This is a genomic window from Pseudomonas sp. URIL14HWK12:I12 (assembly GCF_003097135.1).
Classification (GTDB): domain Bacteria; phylum Pseudomonadota; class Gammaproteobacteria; order Pseudomonadales; family Pseudomonadaceae; genus Aquipseudomonas.
In genome coordinates this window covers 226,944-243,694 of sequence record NZ_QEQL01000007.1, presented here as the reverse complement: position 1 = coordinate 243,694, position 16,751 = coordinate 226,944, and the positions used below count along the sequence as shown (strand labels likewise).

At 60.2% G+C, this 16,751-nt stretch carries 18 protein-coding genes; 13 read left to right on the top strand and 5 right to left on the bottom strand.

Features of this window, described 5'->3' with window-relative positions; genetic code table 11:
• The first annotated feature begins 18 nt into the window (after positions 1-18).
• From F474_RS20425 to F474_RS20410, 4 genes are read left to right on the top strand one after another with little or no spacing between them, the layout of a single operon-like run.
• The gene (locus F474_RS20425; protein WP_097087935.1) at positions 19-1,362 is read left to right on the top strand and encodes an MFS transporter; all 1,344 of its coding nucleotides are present in this window, start codon (positions 19-21) and stop codon (positions 1,360-1,362) included.
• A gap of 32 nt (positions 1,363-1,394) precedes the next feature.
• Entirely contained in the window at positions 1,395-2,597 is a 1,203-nt protein-coding gene (gene pcaF, locus F474_RS20420) for a 3-oxoadipyl-CoA thiolase (RefSeq protein ID WP_097087939.1), read from the top strand.
• A 60-nt stretch (positions 2,598-2,657) separates the two neighbouring features.
• Positions 2,658-3,530 (top strand): fumarate hydratase, encoded by an 873-nt coding sequence (locus F474_RS20415; RefSeq protein ID WP_097087941.1) that lies wholly within the window; start codon positions 2,658-2,660, stop codon positions 3,528-3,530.
• Positions 3,531-3,540: 10 nt separating this feature from the next.
• Positions 3,541-4,155, top strand: a complete 615-nt coding sequence (locus tag F474_RS20410; protein ID WP_097087944.1) for a fumarate hydratase C-terminal domain-containing protein — start codon at positions 3,541-3,543, stop codon at positions 4,153-4,155.
• Between the two features lie 107 nt (positions 4,156-4,262).
• Here the strand turns inward: F474_RS20410 and F474_RS20405 are convergent, their stop codons facing one another.
• Both F474_RS20405 and F474_RS20400 read right to left on the bottom strand, forming a co-directional pair.
• Positions 4,263-5,042 carry an enoyl-CoA hydratase-related protein gene (locus tag F474_RS20405; protein ID WP_097087947.1) on the bottom strand — a complete coding sequence of 260 codons (780 nt, stop codon included), beginning with the start codon at positions 5,040-5,042 and terminating at the stop codon, positions 4,263-4,265.
• Positions 5,039-6,592, bottom strand: a complete 1,554-nt coding sequence (locus F474_RS20400; RefSeq protein ID WP_097087949.1) for a 3-hydroxyacyl-CoA dehydrogenase — start codon at positions 6,590-6,592, stop codon at positions 5,039-5,041. The genes F474_RS20405 and F474_RS20400 overlap by 4 nt, the downstream gene beginning before the upstream one ends.
• Positions 6,593-6,804: 212 nt before the next feature.
• Here F474_RS20400 and F474_RS20395 point away from each other — a divergent pair, with 212 nt between their 5' ends.
• The 7 genes from F474_RS20395 (at position 6,805) to F474_RS20365 (ending at position 12,529) form a co-directional block, all read left to right on the top strand.
• A complete protein-coding gene (locus F474_RS20395; protein WP_097087950.1) occupies positions 6,805-7,563 on the top strand; it encodes a GntR family transcriptional regulator in 759 nt (252 codons plus the stop codon).
• Complete coding sequence (locus F474_RS20390; protein ID WP_218191670.1) at positions 7,560-8,186, top strand: glutathione S-transferase family protein; 627 nt, start codon at positions 7,560-7,562, stop codon at positions 8,184-8,186. Before F474_RS20395 ends, F474_RS20390 begins: the two co-directional genes overlap by 4 nt.
• A gap of 96 nt (positions 8,187-8,282) precedes the next feature.
• A complete protein-coding gene (locus F474_RS20385; RefSeq protein WP_371919436.1) occupies positions 8,283-8,969 on the top strand; it encodes a glutathione S-transferase in 687 nt (228 codons plus the stop codon).
• A gap of 19 nt (positions 8,970-8,988) precedes the next feature.
• Positions 8,989-10,182 carry a CaiB/BaiF CoA-transferase family protein gene (locus tag F474_RS20380; protein ID WP_097087953.1) on the top strand — a complete coding sequence of 398 codons (1,194 nt, stop codon included), beginning with the start codon at positions 8,989-8,991 and terminating at the stop codon, positions 10,180-10,182.
• Between the two features lie 45 nt (positions 10,183-10,227).
• Positions 10,228-10,866: a carboxymuconolactone decarboxylase family protein gene (locus F474_RS20375; RefSeq protein WP_097087955.1), complete on the top strand. Its 639-nt coding sequence runs from the start codon at positions 10,228-10,230 to the stop codon at positions 10,864-10,866.
• Positions 10,863-11,744 carry an amidohydrolase family protein gene (locus tag F474_RS20370; protein ID WP_097087957.1) on the top strand — a complete coding sequence of 294 codons (882 nt, stop codon included), beginning with the start codon at positions 10,863-10,865 and terminating at the stop codon, positions 11,742-11,744. Before F474_RS20375 ends, F474_RS20370 begins: the two co-directional genes overlap by 4 nt.
• Positions 11,745-11,764: 20 nt before the next feature.
• Positions 11,765-12,529: an enoyl-CoA hydratase-related protein gene (locus F474_RS20365; RefSeq protein ID WP_097087959.1), complete on the top strand. Its 765-nt coding sequence runs from the start codon at positions 11,765-11,767 to the stop codon at positions 12,527-12,529.
• A 65-nt stretch (positions 12,530-12,594) separates the two neighbouring features.
• Here the strand turns inward: F474_RS20365 and F474_RS20360 are convergent, their stop codons facing one another.
• Complete coding sequence (locus F474_RS20360) at positions 12,595-12,900, bottom strand: hypothetical protein (protein WP_097087961.1); 306 nt, start codon at positions 12,898-12,900, stop codon at positions 12,595-12,597.
• A 101-nt stretch (positions 12,901-13,001) separates the two neighbouring features.
• Positions 13,002-14,441 carry a cardiolipin synthase gene (gene cls, locus F474_RS20355; protein ID WP_097087963.1) on the bottom strand — a complete coding sequence of 480 codons (1,440 nt, stop codon included), beginning with the start codon at positions 14,439-14,441 and terminating at the stop codon, positions 13,002-13,004.
• A gap of 134 nt (positions 14,442-14,575) precedes the next feature.
• Here cls and F474_RS20350 point away from each other — a divergent pair, with 134 nt between their 5' ends.
• Complete coding sequence (locus F474_RS20350; protein ID WP_097087966.1) at positions 14,576-15,100, top strand: DUF3617 domain-containing protein; 525 nt, start codon at positions 14,576-14,578, stop codon at positions 15,098-15,100.
• Between the two features lie 88 nt (positions 15,101-15,188).
• A complete protein-coding gene (zigA, locus tag F474_RS20345; protein ID WP_097087968.1) occupies positions 15,189-16,382 on the top strand; it encodes a zinc metallochaperone GTPase ZigA in 1,194 nt (397 codons plus the stop codon).
• Here zigA and F474_RS20340 read toward each other — a convergent pair whose 3' ends face one another.
• Complete coding sequence (locus F474_RS20340) at positions 16,383-16,718, bottom strand: NADH:ubiquinone oxidoreductase (protein ID WP_371919435.1); 336 nt, start codon at positions 16,716-16,718, stop codon at positions 16,383-16,385. It lies immediately after the preceding gene.
• Positions 16,719-16,751 lie beyond the last annotated feature (33 nt).

The window sequence follows — 16,751 nt, the reverse complement described above, 5'->3', positions numbered from 1 at the left end:
ACAACAGGGCAACCAACGATGATCACAGCACGCGACAGTGCAGATACCGGCATTCAGACCGTCACGGATGAACAGTTCGCTAACCGTACGTTCGCCCGGGTCAAATGGAAAATCCTGCCGCTCTTGATGATTTGCTATGTCCTGGCGCTCATCGACAGGAACGTCATCGGCTTTGCCAAGCTTGGGTTCATGAAAGACCTGGGCTTCGGCGAGACGGTTTTCGGCATCGGTGCCGGCGTGTTCTTCGTGGGTTATATCCTGTTCGAGATCCCGAGCAACCTCATGCTCCAGCGCATCGGTTTCCGCAAGACGGCGTTGCGCATCATGCTCATGTGGGGGCTCGCCTGCGCTGCATTTTCCCTGATGCACAACGAGATGGTGTTCTACGTGCTGCGCTTCATACTGGGCGTTGCCGAGGCGGGTTTCTTCCCAGGTGTGCTGTTGTTTCTGACCTTGTGGATACCACGCAATCGCCGGGCAAGCGTGACGGCGATGTTCATGGCGGCTATCCCTATTTCGGGCATGATCGGCGGCCCGTTGGCCGGTGGCATCATGCAGCATCTGGACGGGTTCTACGGTTTCAAGGGCTGGCAGATTCTCTTTCTGGTGGCCGGCCTTCCTGCCTGTGTGATGGGCGTGGTGACCTACCTGGTGCTCGACAACTCTCCGAAGGAAGCGAAGTGGCTTTCTGATCGCGAAAGGGCGGTCATTTCTGACGAGTTGGCCGCAGACGAGGGCAGTGGTGCCAGTGAGCACCATTCACTGCTGGGGGCGCTCAAAGACAAGCGGGTTTACATCCTGGCGTTCACTGCCCTTGCCGTGTTCAGCGGCGCCGTAGCGGCTGCCTTCTGGGTGCCGACCATCATCCGTAAAACAGGCGTAAGCGATCTGTTTCACGTGGGCTTGTTGTCTTCACTGCCGTTTCTGGTGGGCATGATCGCCCAGTATCTGGTTGGGCGTCATTCCGACAAGGTCATGGAGCGCCGCTGGCACGTGGCAATCTGCCTGGGCATCTCGGCCCTTGGTTGGCTGACGCTTGCTTTGCTGCAGCCCAGTACCACTGTTTCGGTCGTGCTTCTGGTTGTCGCCACCGCCTCCGTACTGGGTGCGACCGGGCCGTTCTGGACGCTCCCTGGCAGCCTGCTGACCGGTAAGGCGGCGGCCGGCAGCATTGCGCTCGTCACCACCCTGGCGGGCGTGGGCAATGTGTTCATGCCAGCGTTGGTTGGCGCATTGATCGACCTGACCGGGAGCATGGCAGCTTCGCAAGTGGCCTATGGCGTGCTGATGCTGGCCGGCGCCGCGGCGATCGTCATGGGCACGCCACCCGAAGCTGGCAGGCCTGTAGCCAGAGCCCAATGACCCGTTTCTACCCAGAGAGGAAAGCTACCCCCATGCGCGACGTCTTTATTTGCGATGCCGTTCGAACGCCGATTGGTCGATTTGCAGGTGCTCTTTCCAGCGTCAGGGCCGACGACCTGGCGGTGGTGCCGATCAAAGCACTGCTCGCGCGCAACCCGGGGGTGGATCCGGCGGCTATTGATGAGGTGTTCCTGGGGTGTGCGAACCAGGCTGGGGAAGACAACCGCAACGTGGCGCGTATGGCCGCGTTGCTCGCTGGCATACCGACATCGGTGGCGGGTGTGACGGTGAACAGGCTGTGCGCCTCTGGCCTGGATGCCGTAGGCACCGCTTTCCGGGCGATCGCCTGTGGGGAGATGGACTTGGCAATCGCCGGCGGGGTCGAGTCCATGTCGCGTGCTCCCTTCGTCATGGGTAAAGCGACGTCGGCGTTTTCTCGGCAGATGAGCATGGAAGACACGACCATCGGCTGGCGCTTCGTCAACCCTGAAATGGTGGCGTTGTATGGTGTGGACAGCATGCCGCAAACCGCAGATAACGTCGCCGCAGACTACGGTGTTTCGCGCGAAGACCAGGACGCGTTTGCCAGCCGAAGCCAGGGGCGCGCCGCGGCCGCACAGCAAAGTGGTTTTTTCGCGGAAGAAATCGTTCCGGTGGTCGTCAAGCAGCGCAAAGGCGAACACCTGGTGGACCAAGACGAGCACCCCCGGCCTGACACCACGGTGCAGACGCTCGCCGCACTCAAGCCAGTCAACGGCCCTGGAAATACCGTGACGGCCGGGAATGCCTCCGGGGTCAATGACGGCGCTGCGGCCATGTTTCTGGCCAGTGCCGAGGCGGTACAGCGCCATGGCCTGAACGCCCGCGCGAAAGTGCTCGGCATGGCCAGCGCGGGGGTGGCCCCGCGCGTAATGGGGATCGGCCCCGTGCCGGCCGCGCAGAAACTGCTGGCGCGCCTGAAGCTTGGCATAAATGACTTCGATGTCATCGAATTGAACGAAGCGTTCGCCAGCCAAAGCCTGGCTGTTGCCCGGGCATTGGGTATCTCCGATGACGCCGCGCAGCTCAACCCACACGGTGGCGCTATCGCCCTTGGCCATCCCCTTGGCATGAGCGGTGCGCGCTTGGTGATGACGGCGGTACATGCGCTGGAAAAACAAAACGGTCGACTGGGGCTGGCCATGCTCTGCGTAGGTGTCGGCCAGGGCCTGGCGTTGGCGCTCGAGCGCGTCTGAGCCGTGCGGCCGACACCAGTGGTCGGTTCCAAAACAACCGGACCTGATGAGGATTAACCGATGGGCACGATTTCGTCAGCATTATTGAGAAAGGTCACTGCCGAGTTATACGAGAGGTCACTGAAGAAGATCCCGGAAGACACCAAGCTCGCGCTCGCCAGGGCACGGTCGGTGGAGACCAACCAAACCGCAGGGCATACGCTGGACAACATGATTGCCAGCGCGCGTGCCGCCGAAGAGGAAAACCATTTCGTCTGTTCGGATTCCGGCATTCCCGTGTATTTCATGAAAGTCGGAACACAGGTCAATTTCGATGGGCCGGTCAAGCAGGCGATTACTGATGGCTTCAGCGATTTGGTGGCGTCGATCCAGCCGCCGATGCTTGCCCATGTCACCAACCCCCTGACTCTGGAGCGCGGGTACGCCGGCAAAGACATGCCGATCACCACGTTCGAGATGATCGACGACGCCGACTACGTCGAGATCACCTGCTCACCCAAGGCACTGGGTTCGGGGCGGTGGGCGGCGCTTGAGATCTTCACCTTTCCCACCCTGGACGTGATCGAGCGTTACGTCATGGACGTGGTGCTCAAGGCTGGGCCGCAACACTGCCCGCCAGTTGTTATAGGTGTGGGGATCGGTGGCACCTTCGACTACGCGGCCAAACTGGCCAAGCAGGCCATGCTTCGGCAGATCGGTACCCAGAACCCCGACCCGATCCTTGCGCAGATGGAAAGCCGGCTCTACACGGCGGTGAACGCTACAGGCTTTGGGCCAATGGGCACCGGCGGTGACGCCACGGCGATGGCGGTGCATGTCGATTATGCCTCGGGCCACGGCTTCACCCCGGTAGCGGTGTGTTTCAACTGCTGGATCAACCGCCGGCGTTCGGCCCGGATATACCCCAGCGGCCACGTGGAATATTTCGAATAAGGAGGCGTGAATGAAGCGGCTTCAAGCACCGTTTGATGAGCAGGCTATCCGCTCTCTGAAGGCAGGCGATCTGGTGGTGGTGGAGGGCGAGGTGATCATCACCGCCGGCCTTCCCACGCATCAACGCCTCATCGATTGCCTGGACACCGGCACCGAGCCTCCCGTTGATTTGCGAGGGCAAGCGCTGTTTCACCTGGGCGGCTACAGCCAGGGCGAAGGTGACGACTTCGAGATGCTTTACATCAACCCGACCACCAGTACACGTTTCAACCCGTACATGCCCAAACTGATCGAAGGGTTCGGGCTTCGCGTCACCGGTGGGAAAGGGGGGTTGGACGAGCATAGTGTGGCTGCGATGCAGAAAGTCGGCTGTGTGTACCTGTCCTTTCTGGGAGGGGGTTGCACGCTGCTGTCGCGGGCCATCCAGCGGGTGGTCCAAGTGGGCTGGCCCGAAATGCTGACCCACTATCGGCTTTCGAAAATCAGCGTCAGCGACCTTGGCCCCGTGGTCGTTGCGATCGATGCGCACGGCAACAGCCTTTACGCGCAGAATGCCGCCGCTGCGGCTGAGCATGCCAGCACAGCGTTGCAGGCGTTGCAGTCGCAACCGTATCGGCTGGGCTGAGTTTCAGGCCCTGACCCCGAGGCAATGAAGCCTCGGGGCTCTGCCCTGGCCTTTGAATGATCGACCCTTCACGTTATCCGTGGCGTTGGCGCACCCGCTGATAACGCTCAACGCCCCAGATAGCGCGGGGGGCGTTTCTCGAGAAACGCCCGCATGCCTTCTTTCTGATCATGGCTATCGAATAGCAGCGTGAACGCCTTTCGCTCCAGCGCCAGCATCGTTTGCAGAGGCGCGTCTTGGCCCAAGCGAATCATTTCCTTGATCGCGCTTACTGCCAGCGGGGGTTTGCTGGCGATGGTGCGAGCGATGGCCTGAGCGTGCTCGAGCGCCTGCCCGTCGTCGCACAACCGCGAAACCATGCCAATGGCCAAGGCTTGTTCGGCGGTCACCGAATCCCCGGTCAGCGCCAGCAGTGCCGTCTGATATTTGCCGATGGTACGCAGCAGGCGCTGCGTCCCCCCTGCACCCGGCATGATGCCCACATTGATCTCAGGCTGGCCCAGGCGCGAAGAGCGACCGGCAATGATGATGTCGCAAGCCAATGCCAGTTCGCATCCTCCCCCGAGGGCATACCCTTCTACCGCTGCGACCAGGGGTTTGCTGCAGGCGCTGACCACTTCGAACATACGGCCGGTCTGCAGCGCTTGATGCGTTGCGGGCGTCATCTCGAGCATTTCGGAGATGTCAGTGCCCGCGACAAAATAGCCGCCGGAGCCGGTAATGATGATCACCTTGACCGCAGGGTCGTTCTCCAGGCCGCTGACGGCCTCGGCAATCAACGCTTTGACCTGCAGGTTCAGTGCATTGCGCCGTTCGGGACGGGCCAGTGTGATGACCGCAATGCCGTCTGCATCGATGTGGGTGAAAACGGGGCCTTGGGTATTCATTGGTTCGCTCCTTCAGCGTGCCAGCGCTGCCTGGAAAGGGCCTTGCGGCGCAGCAGCGCGCTTGGGCGGTAACGTCCGTCTGGATAGGCGCTGGCAAGGTTTTCCAGCACAGAGACAACATTGTCGCTGCCATAGGCATCCGCCCAGGCTAGCGGGCCTATCGGGTAATTGACGCCTTTGATCATGGCCGTGTCGACGTCTGCGGGGCTTGCGATTCCATGGCACACCGCTTCAGCAGCTTCGTTGGCGAGCATGCACAACGTGCGCAGCACCAGCAGGCCAGGCACGTCATCGATGACCGTGACGCCCTTGCCCAGGGCCTGGAAGAAACCGGTAGCGCTGGCAAGCGCCTCGCGGGAGCATTGATCGGCCTTGGCGAGCACCACCAGGGAGGCTTTGCGATAGTCGGTCGATGCGTCGAACAGAACGATGTTGTCCGTACCGGCCTTCACCGCGAGGGAGGTCGCTGCCTCGCCTGTGCACGGCAGGATCTGCACGTCATCGAGCAGGATGGCGCCTGGGCCTGCGCGCCGTTCGATCTTCATACCGTGCTCGTTGGCGAGCTCGGCGAGCAGGCCGGCGCCGGTGAACTCTCCCTGCACAACGGCTTGCGCCGGTGGCTTTTCAGCAGGCGCCAGCTCTACCGCCGGGGCAGGTGCGTTTTCCGCGTACAGGTGAAAACCCCGACCGCTTTTGCGGCCGAGCCATCCGGCATCGACCAGCGCCTGTTGGATGAGCGAAGGCTTGTAGCGAGGGTCTTGGAAAAAACTGTTGTAGACCGAGCGGGTGACCGCAAAATTGGTGTCATGGCCAATGAGGTCCATCAGTTCCAACGGGCCCATTCGGAACCCCCCCGCATCGCGAAGAGCCGCATCCAGGGTGCCCTTGCTGCAAGCCTGTTCCTGAAGCGCCAGCATGGCTTCGGCATAAAAAGGCCTGGCCACCCGGTTCACGATGAAGCCGGGCGTCGAACGGCAATGGACGGGTGATTTTCCCCATGCTTTGGCCGTTGCCGCGATGAGGTCCGCTATTGCGGGCGCTGTCGCCTCGCCGCTGACGACCTCCACCAACGGGAGGACGGTCGCTGGATTGAAAAAATGCATGCCAACCAGGCGTTCGGGCTGTTGCAGGCCGGCACCGATCGCCGTGATCGAGATGGACGAGGTGTTGCTTGCCAGGATCGCATCGGCAGCGACGCAGTGTTCAAGCGATTTGAACAGCGCGGTCTTGATTTCCAGATCCTCGATAATGGCTTCGATCACCAAGCCGCAATCGTGCAAAGCTTGAACATCGGAAACCAGAACGAGCCGGGCCTGGTAGGCCGCTTGATCGGCAGGCGGGATATCGCCTTTCTTCACCCATCGGGCAGCGATGCTGGCGATAGCTTCAGCAGCTTTGGGCAAGGCTTCCTGGCGGGTGTCGTACAGCTTGACGGTATGGCCTGCGCGCAGCGCCACAGCGGCAATCCCATTGCCCATGGTGCCGGCCCCAACCACGCCGATCGTTGTGCCTGCAGCAAGGCCGGGAACGGCGTTGGTAGTGTTTTTCATACAGCCCTCACTGATTGATCCAGAAGCGCCTGGCGCTTGAAACTGGTGAAACCTTAGGAGCAACAGACTGTATAAGTCAATAGACTGACCTATAGGATAATTTGGGTTTCTCTGAAAAGGTCAATTCATCGGTATTTTGCGTTTTGTGAGATACTCCAGCGCTACGCGCGGCCGCCGTTGGGCGTGCTGCTCCACCGATCGAGGCAGGCAAAATGAGTGAGCTGGAGTTTCTGAATCGACCCGGGGTCGACTTCAGCAGAAGCGGCGTATCACGTTACATCCAACTGGCAACGCTCTTTCGCAGGCGTATCGAGCAGGGCATATGGCCCGTTGGTGCTCAGATTCCTACCGTTGACGACCTTGCGACCGAATGCAGCGTTGCACGGGCGACGGTCCGGCAGGCGCTGGATATCCTCGAAGACGACAAGCTGATCAAACGCTACCGCGCCAAAGGTACGTTCGTGATCCAGCAGCCACAGGAGCAAATGTGGTGTGAGGTGCCCACGGATTGGTCAGGCTTGCTGCTCTCCCCGGACGGCGCATCGATCGAAGTGCTCGACTACGACAGCAAGGCCCAGCCGGTCAACATCCAGCACAAGGTCGGTGAAAGAGCCACCGAATACCGCTGCTGGCGGCGCCGCCACCTGCGAAATGGCCGCCCCTATTACATCGGTAACGCCTACATCGATGAGTGTCTGATTCGCAAGATCCCGGCCGAGATGCTGGCCACCCACACCACATTGAGGATCCTCAAAGACCTGCCGGACCTCAAACTGATCGAAGTTCATCAGACCATCACGGTGGGCACCGCCGATCTGGAAACCGCCGAAGCGTTGGAAATCCCGCTCAATGCGCCCGTGGTGTATTGCTATCGCACGGCTGTCGATGACAAAGGCAAGGTCGTGTTTGTCGGCGATGGCGTTTATCGCGGGGATGTCGTGCGGCTGGACGTCAAGGTGTCGGTGAAATGACCGACATGACGCTGCACTGGTCACCCCTGTCGCCGTTCGTGCGCAAGGTTATGTGCTGTCTCCACGAGCGGGGGCTGGCCAGCAGGGTTCAGTGCATACGCACCAAGGTCTCCAGCCAGGCACCCAACCTCGGCCTGATCGGCGACAACCCGCTGATCAGGATTCCTACCCTGGTGCTGGGGGATGGCCAGGCGCTGTTCGATTCCGTTGTTATCTGCGAATACCTCGACAGCCTCGATGGCCCTCCCACGCTTTACCCCAGCAGCGGTGCGGCGCGATGGCAGGCGCTGCGGTGGCAGGCATTGGGCGATGGCCTGTGCGATACCTTGATTGGCTGGCGCCACGAGCGCGACCGCCCCAGTGATCAGCAAAATCCTGCCCTGCTCAACGCCGCGCAGGTGAAGGTGGATGCCACTCTGGACCGCCTCGAGGCGGAGGTGGGCGACCTGAACAGGGCTGAATTTGGAATCGGCCACATCGCTGTCGGTTGCGCCTTGGGCTATCTAGGCGTGCGTTTCACCGCCATGCCCTGGCGTGACGGCCGGCCAGGGCTTTCTCAATGGCATGCAGCATTCGAAGGTCGGCCCAGCGCGCTGATTACCCGGCCTCCATTGCCCGAGTGACTTTTATCCTTAAAACTTTCTGAGCCCGCGGGCTGGCGTAGCTACGAGAGACAGGCCTATACTGAAAAGGTCATAAAGTTAGTTGATAGGCATAAAATGAGCTCTACACAGAAATCCGGCTTGGGCGAAACCTCCCCTGTGATGAAGCTTCACTGGTCCCCCCGGTCTCCCTTTGTGCGCAAGGTCATGATCGTTCTGCACGAAACCGGGCAGCTGGATTTGGTCGAGTGCGTGCGCAACGTGGTGGGCATGGCGCAGCCTAACGAGCAGGTGATGCTCGACAACCCCCTCAACAAGATTCCCACGCTGGTGCTGCCTGACGGCCAGGCGCTCTACGACTCACGCGTCATCTGTGAATATCTGGACGGGCTGCACAGTGGGGATCGCCTGGTTCCTCGGGGTGGCAGCGGTTATTACCAGGCGATGACCTGGCAAGCACTTGGGGACGGCTTCCTGGACCTGCTGCTGTTGTGGCGCAACTGGGCCACTGATCGGGGCCTCGCTCACGATGCCCCCGACGACGCCTACATGAAAGCCTTTTCAAGCAAAACGGAGCGTGCTCTGAACGCCTTGGAAAGCCAAGCAGAGCAACTTCAGGCGGCTGCGCTCAACATCGGGCACATCGCGATCGCCTGCGCGTTGGGGCACTTGGACTTCCGCTGGGAATGCCTGCAGTGGCGCAACGGCCGGCCTCGGCTGGCTGCTTGGTTCAAAGCGTTCAACGAGCGCCCTTCGGCGCAGGCCACCTTGGTCAGAAACGACGAAGCGACTGCTGCCCACTAACCCCAGAGGAGCTCCCGGCATGGCTGGACCACTTTCTCATATCCGCGTTCTCGACCTCAGCCGCATCATGGCCGGCCCATGGTCTGGCCAGGTTCTGGCCGACCTCGGCGCCGATGTCATCAAGGTCGAGCGCCCCCAAGTCGGTGACGACACGCGCACATGGGGGCCGCCCTTTCTCAAGGATTTCGATGGCCAGGCAACCAAAGAGGCGGGCTATTACCTGGCAGTGAATCGAGGCAAACGCTCGGTCACTATCGACCTCTCGGACCCAGCTGGCCAAAAGATCGTGCGGGAGCTGGCCGCGCAATCGGACATCGTGCTCGAAAACTTCAAGTCGGGGACGCTCGAGCGCTATGGCCTGGGCTATGAAGATCTAAAGGCAGTCAAACCCGACATCATCTACTGCTCCATCACCGGCTTCGGGCAGACCGGGCCAAAGCGTGACCATGCCGCCTATGACTTCATGATCCAGGCCATGGGCGGGCTGATGAGCGTCACTGGCGAACGCGATGACGAGCCTGGTGGAGGCCCGCAGAAGGTGGGTATTCCGATCGTAGACATCATGACCGGGATGTATGCCACGGTCGGTGTGCTGGCGGCGTTGGCCAACCGCGACCGCACCGGCCAGGGTGAGTACGTCGATATCGCAATGCTCGATGTTCAGACAGCCATTCTGGCAAACCAGGCGATGAACTACCTGGTCTCCGGGAAAGAGCCTCGACGCGCAGGCAACCGGCATCCAAACATCCAGCCTCAGGATGTCTTCAAATGCGCCGACGGGCACATCGTTCTCGCGGTTGGCAATGACGGCCAGTTCGAGCGGTTCTGCAAAGTCATCGGCCGCCCCGAGTTGGCCCAGGAGACTCTCTATGCCACCAATCAGGCCCGGGTGCGCAATCTTCCCGGCTTGTTGAGCATCATCCGGGAACGCCTTGCAGAGCAGCCGTTGGCGTACTGGCTGGCAGAGCTTGAGCGCGAGTCCGTTCCCTGTGGCCCGATCAATACGATTCCAATGGTCTTTGCCGACGAGCAGGTGCAGTCACGCGAGATGCTCAGAGAGCTGGAGCATCCTCTGTCCGGAACGGTTCCTCAAGTGGTCAGCCCCATCCGTTTGAGCCAGGCACGGCTCGAGTTCAACCGCGCGCCGCCATTGCTGGGGCAGCACACCGATGAAGTCTTCCGCGAGCTGGGCATCACCCGCTGTACCTCGTAATTCATTCGTCGTTTCGTTGGCCATTAATACGTCATGGAGAAAGAGATGTCCCGGATACCCTTGTTTGAACCCGAGGGCATGACCGAACAGCAAGCCAAGGTGTATGCCGAGGTAGTGGGGGGCCCACGGGGTCGCCTGGTGGGGCCGTTGCGTGCTGCGATGCACAACCCTGTGTTGGCGGATCGCTGGCAGAAGTTTGGTGAGGTGCTGCGCTTCAATACTTCACTGCCCAAGAAGCTGACCGAGCTTGCGATCCTGGTAACGGCCCGGCGGTGGAATAGCCAGCTGGAGTGGCATATCCATGCCCAGGACGGCCTGAACGCAGGGCTGTCTGCCGAGGTCATCGAAGCACTGCGCAGCGGCGCATCTCCCGCCTTCGACGACCCACAGGAGGCAGATGTGTACGAGTTCGCCTGTGAGCTTCAGCTCACCGGCAACGTTGCGCAGCCGCTGTATGAGCGGCTGCATGATCGCTGGGGCACCGTGGCGATGGTCGATCTGACCTCCGTGATCGGCTACTACACGCTGGTTGCGATGACGCTGAACGTTCATGCCATCCCACTGCCCGATGGCGCGCAGAATCCTCTCGATGATCTTTCCTCGCCTCACGATCAGCCATGGTCGCTGTCGCAGCTGGCGCCTGTTGAACGCACCCCCCTCAAGACAGCGGAGCAACAGCTATGACCTCAACCCCCGATACAGTGCCCGCTCGCCTGCCATCGGCACCTGTGCGGAAACTTCCTGAAGGCGCGTGTGATGTTCATTGCCATGTTTTCGGGCCCCTGGATTCGTTTCCGACAGGGCCTGCAACATACGCGATTCCTCTTGCCGACCCACAGGTCTACCGAGCGATGCTCGACCGCGCCGGGCTAGACCGAGGCGTGCTGATCCAACCTGCTCCCTATGGTACGGACACCCGGGCCTTGATGAACGCCCTGCAGGCAATGGGCGATCGAGTTAGGGGTATCGCCGTCGCCAATGCCGACATCACCGATGAGCAACTGGCGGCGCTGAACCAGGCAGGCGTACGTGGCCTTCGCTTCATCGAAATGCTCGACCCCACCAGTGGTCGCCGATATGCAGGCAGCATTGGAATCGATGTACTTCAACAGCTGGCCCCCCGTATGAAACGCCTGGGTTGGCAAGCTCACCTCTGGGCCAAAGCCCAGGATTGCCCGCGTATCTTCGACGAAATCCATCACCTCGACCTACCTATCGTGTTCGATCACATGGGGCAATTCGACGTGAAGGCAGGCGTCGAGGGCGCGGCGTTCCAAGGGTTTTTGAAATTGCTCGAAACCGGGCAGGTATGGACCAAGCTGTCGCTGTGCAGGGTGTCAGCCAAGCCTGATGACTATGCCGATGTTCGGGCATTTCACGAGGCGCTGCTCGACACTCGCCCTGATCGCCTGCTGTGGGGATCTGACTGGCCATTCGTGCGAATGGGTGCTGCCTCCCCAGACGTCGGGATGCTGCTCGACACGTTTCAAGGCTGGGCAAAGAGCCCTGAGCGCATTAAGCAGATCCTTGTAGACAACCCAGCCGAGCTGTTCGGCTTCTGATCCCTTTGAAGAGAGCTCCGATGGAAGATATCCAACTCCAAATCACTGACGGCGTCGCAGTGGTTACCCTCAATCGCCCGCCGGTCAACGCCATTACGCTGGCTCACTACCAGGCGATCGGTGAACTGTTCGAAAGCCTAGGTAAAGACATGGGTGTCCACTGCGTCATCTTCACCGCAGCGGGGGAACGCGCATTTTGTGCAGGCCTGGATCTGCACGAGTTTCTGGCGGCTACCGTCGATGAAGACCCGGCACGTGCTGCGGTGGTCAGAAAGTGCTTCGCAGCCGTGCGCGCATGCGAAATTCCGGTGATCGCGGCAGTCAACGGCCCGGCGCTGGGCGCCGGAACGGTGCTGGCCGCCGTGTGTGATTTCCGCCTGGCGTCCGAGAAATCCAGCTTCAGCATGCCGGAGATCAACGTTGGCCGTTGCGGTGGTGGCGCGCACCTGGGGCGGCTGATCGGCCAGGGTAACCTGCGCAAGATGTTTTTCACCGGCCAACCCATCGATGCTCAGGAGGCCTTGCGCATCGGCCTTGTCGAAGAGGTGCTACCTGCTGCCAGGTTGATGGACAGAGCGTGGGAGCTGGCGCGTACCATCGCTTCGAAGAGCCCACTTGGCTTGCGGATGGGCAAGGCCTCGCTCAATGAGATCGAGTTCATGCAAGTTGAAGAGGGCTATCAGGTCGAGCAGGGCTACAGCACGCGCCTCATGGCTACCGAAGACGCCCGCGAAGCCACACGTGCTGTGGTGGAGAAGCGTAAGCCTGCCTTCGTCGGGCGGTAGCAGGCCCTGCTGCCGGCCTATATTGCATGCCGAGTGCACCGGCCTTTCACCCAGGCTTGCCTCGCTCAGGGCTTGGCCCCTGGTTCGGCCAGAAGGGTGTTGAATGGGTAGATCTCGCTCGGGTGAAAATTGATCTGCTTGCCCACGACCGTCACCAGCGTGCCGTCGCTGAAGACTTTGAGCCGATGCCCGTTGCGAAAGCTCAAGGTGTGCAGCACGCCGCCGTTGTCCTTTGTGATCTGATGATCGACCAGGTCCAGTAGGTTCATCAGCCCAATTTGCGCATCGGGTGTATTGATGCTCAAGCAGCTTTCGATTTCGTCGTTGACGGCCATGCTGATGGGTTCTGGGAACAGGTTGTGATTGTGCATCCTTATGCCCTCACGGAAGTGGTAGGGCATTAGAAGCCGCTTGCCCTTCGGGCCGATGCAGGACCGGTCTGCATTTAACGTCAGAAAACTCCGTAGTTGCGTTAAAGCACCGGTGCTATCAGGCGGGCGATACGCATGCTCATCTTTTGCAGGCGATGGGTGTCGGTGATGTCTGCAGCCGTTAGTTCTTGGGACTGGCTGAAGTCATGTTCGAGCATGGCCTGCACTTGCGAAGTGAAGGCGGCATCGACGGTCAACAGCATCACCTCGAAATTCAGGCGGAACGAGCGGTTGTCCATGTTGGCGCTGCCGATCGCACTGATTTCGTCATCGATGAGCACTACCTTCTGATGAAGGAAGCCAGGCTGGTAGCGGAAGATCCGCACGCCTGCGCGCACGGCTTCGAAAGCGTACAGGCTCGAAGCTGCGTACACGATCTTGTGATCTGGCCGCGACGGAATCAGGATTCGAACATCCACACCGCGCAACACTGCCAAGCGTAGCGCGGCACTGACAGCTTCATCGGGCACAAAGTAGGGGCTGGTGATCCAGACGCGCTGCCGGGCGCTGTGGATGGCCTCCATGAAGAATAGGGCGCAGGTTTCGTGCTCGTCCGCCGGCCCGCTGGCCAGCACCTGGCACAGCAAGCCGTCTTCGGGGTACTGGTCAGGCAGCAGCAGTGGCGGCAACTGGCGGGTGGCCCAATACCAATCTTCGGCGAACGACTCCTGCAGGCAGGCCACGACCGGGCCGATAACCCATACGTGAGTGTCACGCCAGGGCGAAAGAGGCGGGTGATCGCCTAGATATTCATCACCCACATTATGGCCACCCACAAACCCTTTCTCACCGTCGACCACGACGATCTTGCGGTGGTTGCGGAAGTTGACCTGGAACCGGTTGAACAGGCCTTTGCGGGTGGTGAACGCGCGCATTTGCACACCTGCCTCGGCCAAGGTATCGATGTAGCGCTTCGGTAAGGCGTGGCTGCCGACTTTGTCGTACAGCACGAATATCTCCACGCCCGCAGCTGCTTTTTCGATCAGCAGCGCCTGCAGGCGGCGGCCAATCAAGTCGTCATGGATGATGAAGAACTGGATCAATACCACCTGGCGTGCATTGCGGATCGCCGCGAAGATTTCACTGAACGTGGCTTCTCCGTCGATCAGCAAACCGACTTTGTTATTGGCCAGGCACGGCATTCTGCCTAGCTTGCGCATCGCACGTAGCGAACCGTAAGAGTCTGACGCCTTTGCTGCCAGGGCCTCCTCGATCCAGGGGCGCCAGTTCAGGTCTGCGATTGCAGTGTGCATTTCACGGTTAGCCAGGCGCCGGGCGTCGATGTAAGCGTCGAATGCCCGCCGACCAAACATCAGGTAAGGAATCAAGGTGAAGTAAGGAATGAAAAACAGCGACATCGCCCAGGCGATCGCACCCTGAGAGGTGCGCACAGTGAACAGTGCATGCACGGCGGCGATCACCCCCAAGGTGTGCACCAGGCCTAGCAGCAATCCGAAGAACAACGGGCTGTGGACGTCCATGAATAACCTATAAAGCGAAACGGTGCGTTCAGGTTGGACAAGCATAGTGGCCTGGAGTGGCATTGCCGTTGAGATTCGGGCAACGTATGAACCCATCGCTGGTCCATATCCCAAGACCTTCACTGGAGTTCGCTATGCGCTTCAAAGCCGCTACCCTGGCCGCCGTGCTGATTGCTTCACCTGTTGCCTACGGCCAGATGCTGCAGCCCGGCCTGTGGGAGCTGACCACCAGCAATATGCAGGTGGACGGTAAGCCATTGCCCGACATGCAATTCCTTCTGGGCCAGTTACGTAATCTGCCCCCAGAGCAGCGTGCGATGATGGAGCAAACCCTTAGCAACCAGGGCATCTCGGTTGGTGGTAACGGTATTCAGTCTTGCCTGACGGCAGAGCAGGTGAAAACCAACGACATTCCCCTTCAAGACCCGAAGTCCGGCTGTACGCAGCGCATCACTGAGCGCAATGGTAACGTCTGGAAATTCACCTTCAGCTGCCCTCGTGCCCAGGGTAATGGCGAAGCCCACTTCGCCAGCGACAAGGAATTCACGACGACCGTTAACGGCACGTTCAATGCTTCGGGCACCTCTCAAAAAGGCAGCATGAACACCCGTGCGGTCTGGCTAGGCCCTAATTGTGGAACGGTAAAGCCTCGTACCTAATGTTCCACGTGAAACACTACAATTTGTTATAACGTAACATTGATAGTATAGTCCTCGCTCCTGCGATTTAGCCGAGCGAGGCTTGCTCATGCCTGACACCCGCCTTCCCGTCACTGTCTTGTCCGGCTTCCTCGGTGCAGGCAAGACCACCGTGCTCAACCATGTGCTGCACAATCGCGACGGTTTGCGTGTTGCGGTGATCGTGAATGATATGAGTGAAATCAATATCGACGCTCAACAGGTGCGGCAGGAAGTGGCCCTGAATCGCACGCAGGAAAAGCTGGTGGAAATGAGCAATGGCTGCATTTGTTGCACCTTGCGCGAGGACCTGTTGGAAGAGGTGGCCAGGCTTGCCGACGCTGGCAGCTTCGATTACCTGCTCATCGAATCCACCGGTATATCGGAACCGATGCCGGTCGCTGAAACCTTCACGTTCGAAGACGAAGAAGGCCGCTCCCTGGCCGACCGGGCACGGCTCGACACCATGGTCACTGTGGTGGACGCGCGGACGTTCATGGCTCATTACACCGCAGCCGATGCATTGGCTGACGGCGACGAGCACTTGGACGAGGATGACCGCACCGTGGCCGATTTGCTGATTGAGCAGGTCGAGTTCGCTGACGTTATCATCGTCAACAAAACCGACCTGGTCAGCGAACAGGAGCTGGGTTCACTGTGCGCGGTGCTGGCAGCCCTGAACCCAAGGGCACGCCTGGAAACGGCCACCGAGGGCCGGGTCGATCCTGGCTGCATTCTCGGCACAGGGCTGTTCGACTTCGAGCAGGCCGCACAGGCGCCAGGATGGCTGGGGGTGATGCGCGGTGAGGAAATAAGCGAGGCCGACGAATATGGCGTGGGCGCATTCACTTATCGCGCAAGGCGGCCGTTTCACCCCCAGCGTTTTTTCGATTTCATCAACAGCCCACTGCGTGATGGAACGCTGCTTCGCTCTAAAGGTTTCTTCTGGTTGGCGACGCGCCTCGAAGAGGCTGCCTCTTGGTCCCAAGCAGGAGGCATCGGCCGCTTTGGCGCTGCCGGAAAATGGTGGAAGTATGTCCCAGCCGATCAATGGCCTGTGGATAACCACGAGCGTGAGCTCATTGGGCGGTCCTGGCAAGGTGACGCAGGGGACTGCCGGCAGGAACTGGTGTTCATAGGGCAACACCTGAGCCCCCAACAGCTGACCGCTGCGCTTGATGGCTGCTTGCTGACGGATGCTGAATGGGGCCTAGGCCCCGGCCATTGGGCGACCTGGCATGACCCGTTCGGGGAATGGCAGTGATCAGGGTGGAGTTATCCACACCCCTTGGCTCTTCTGTTCGCAAAAGGGTTTGAGAAACTGGGCATCGGACGCCACGCCGTAATAGTGGATATCTTGCTGGTAGGGCATGTTATCCACATGAGCTTGGCTACAAACGCCGAACGCCCCGGCGGGGCATTGGTCAGCGAAGCTGACCGACACTTTCTGCCCCGGCAGATTGGGCTGGCAAAAGCCATCGTGGAACAGGCCTTGAGGTATGTTACGGTTCTGCTGGCAGACCTTTACATCCAGCCGGTCTGCCGTACTGTGGACAACACAGGCCTGCCCCCAGGCAAGCCCAGCCACCGCCCAGATCATAAGCGCCCACACCACTCGCATCGTTATCCTCAC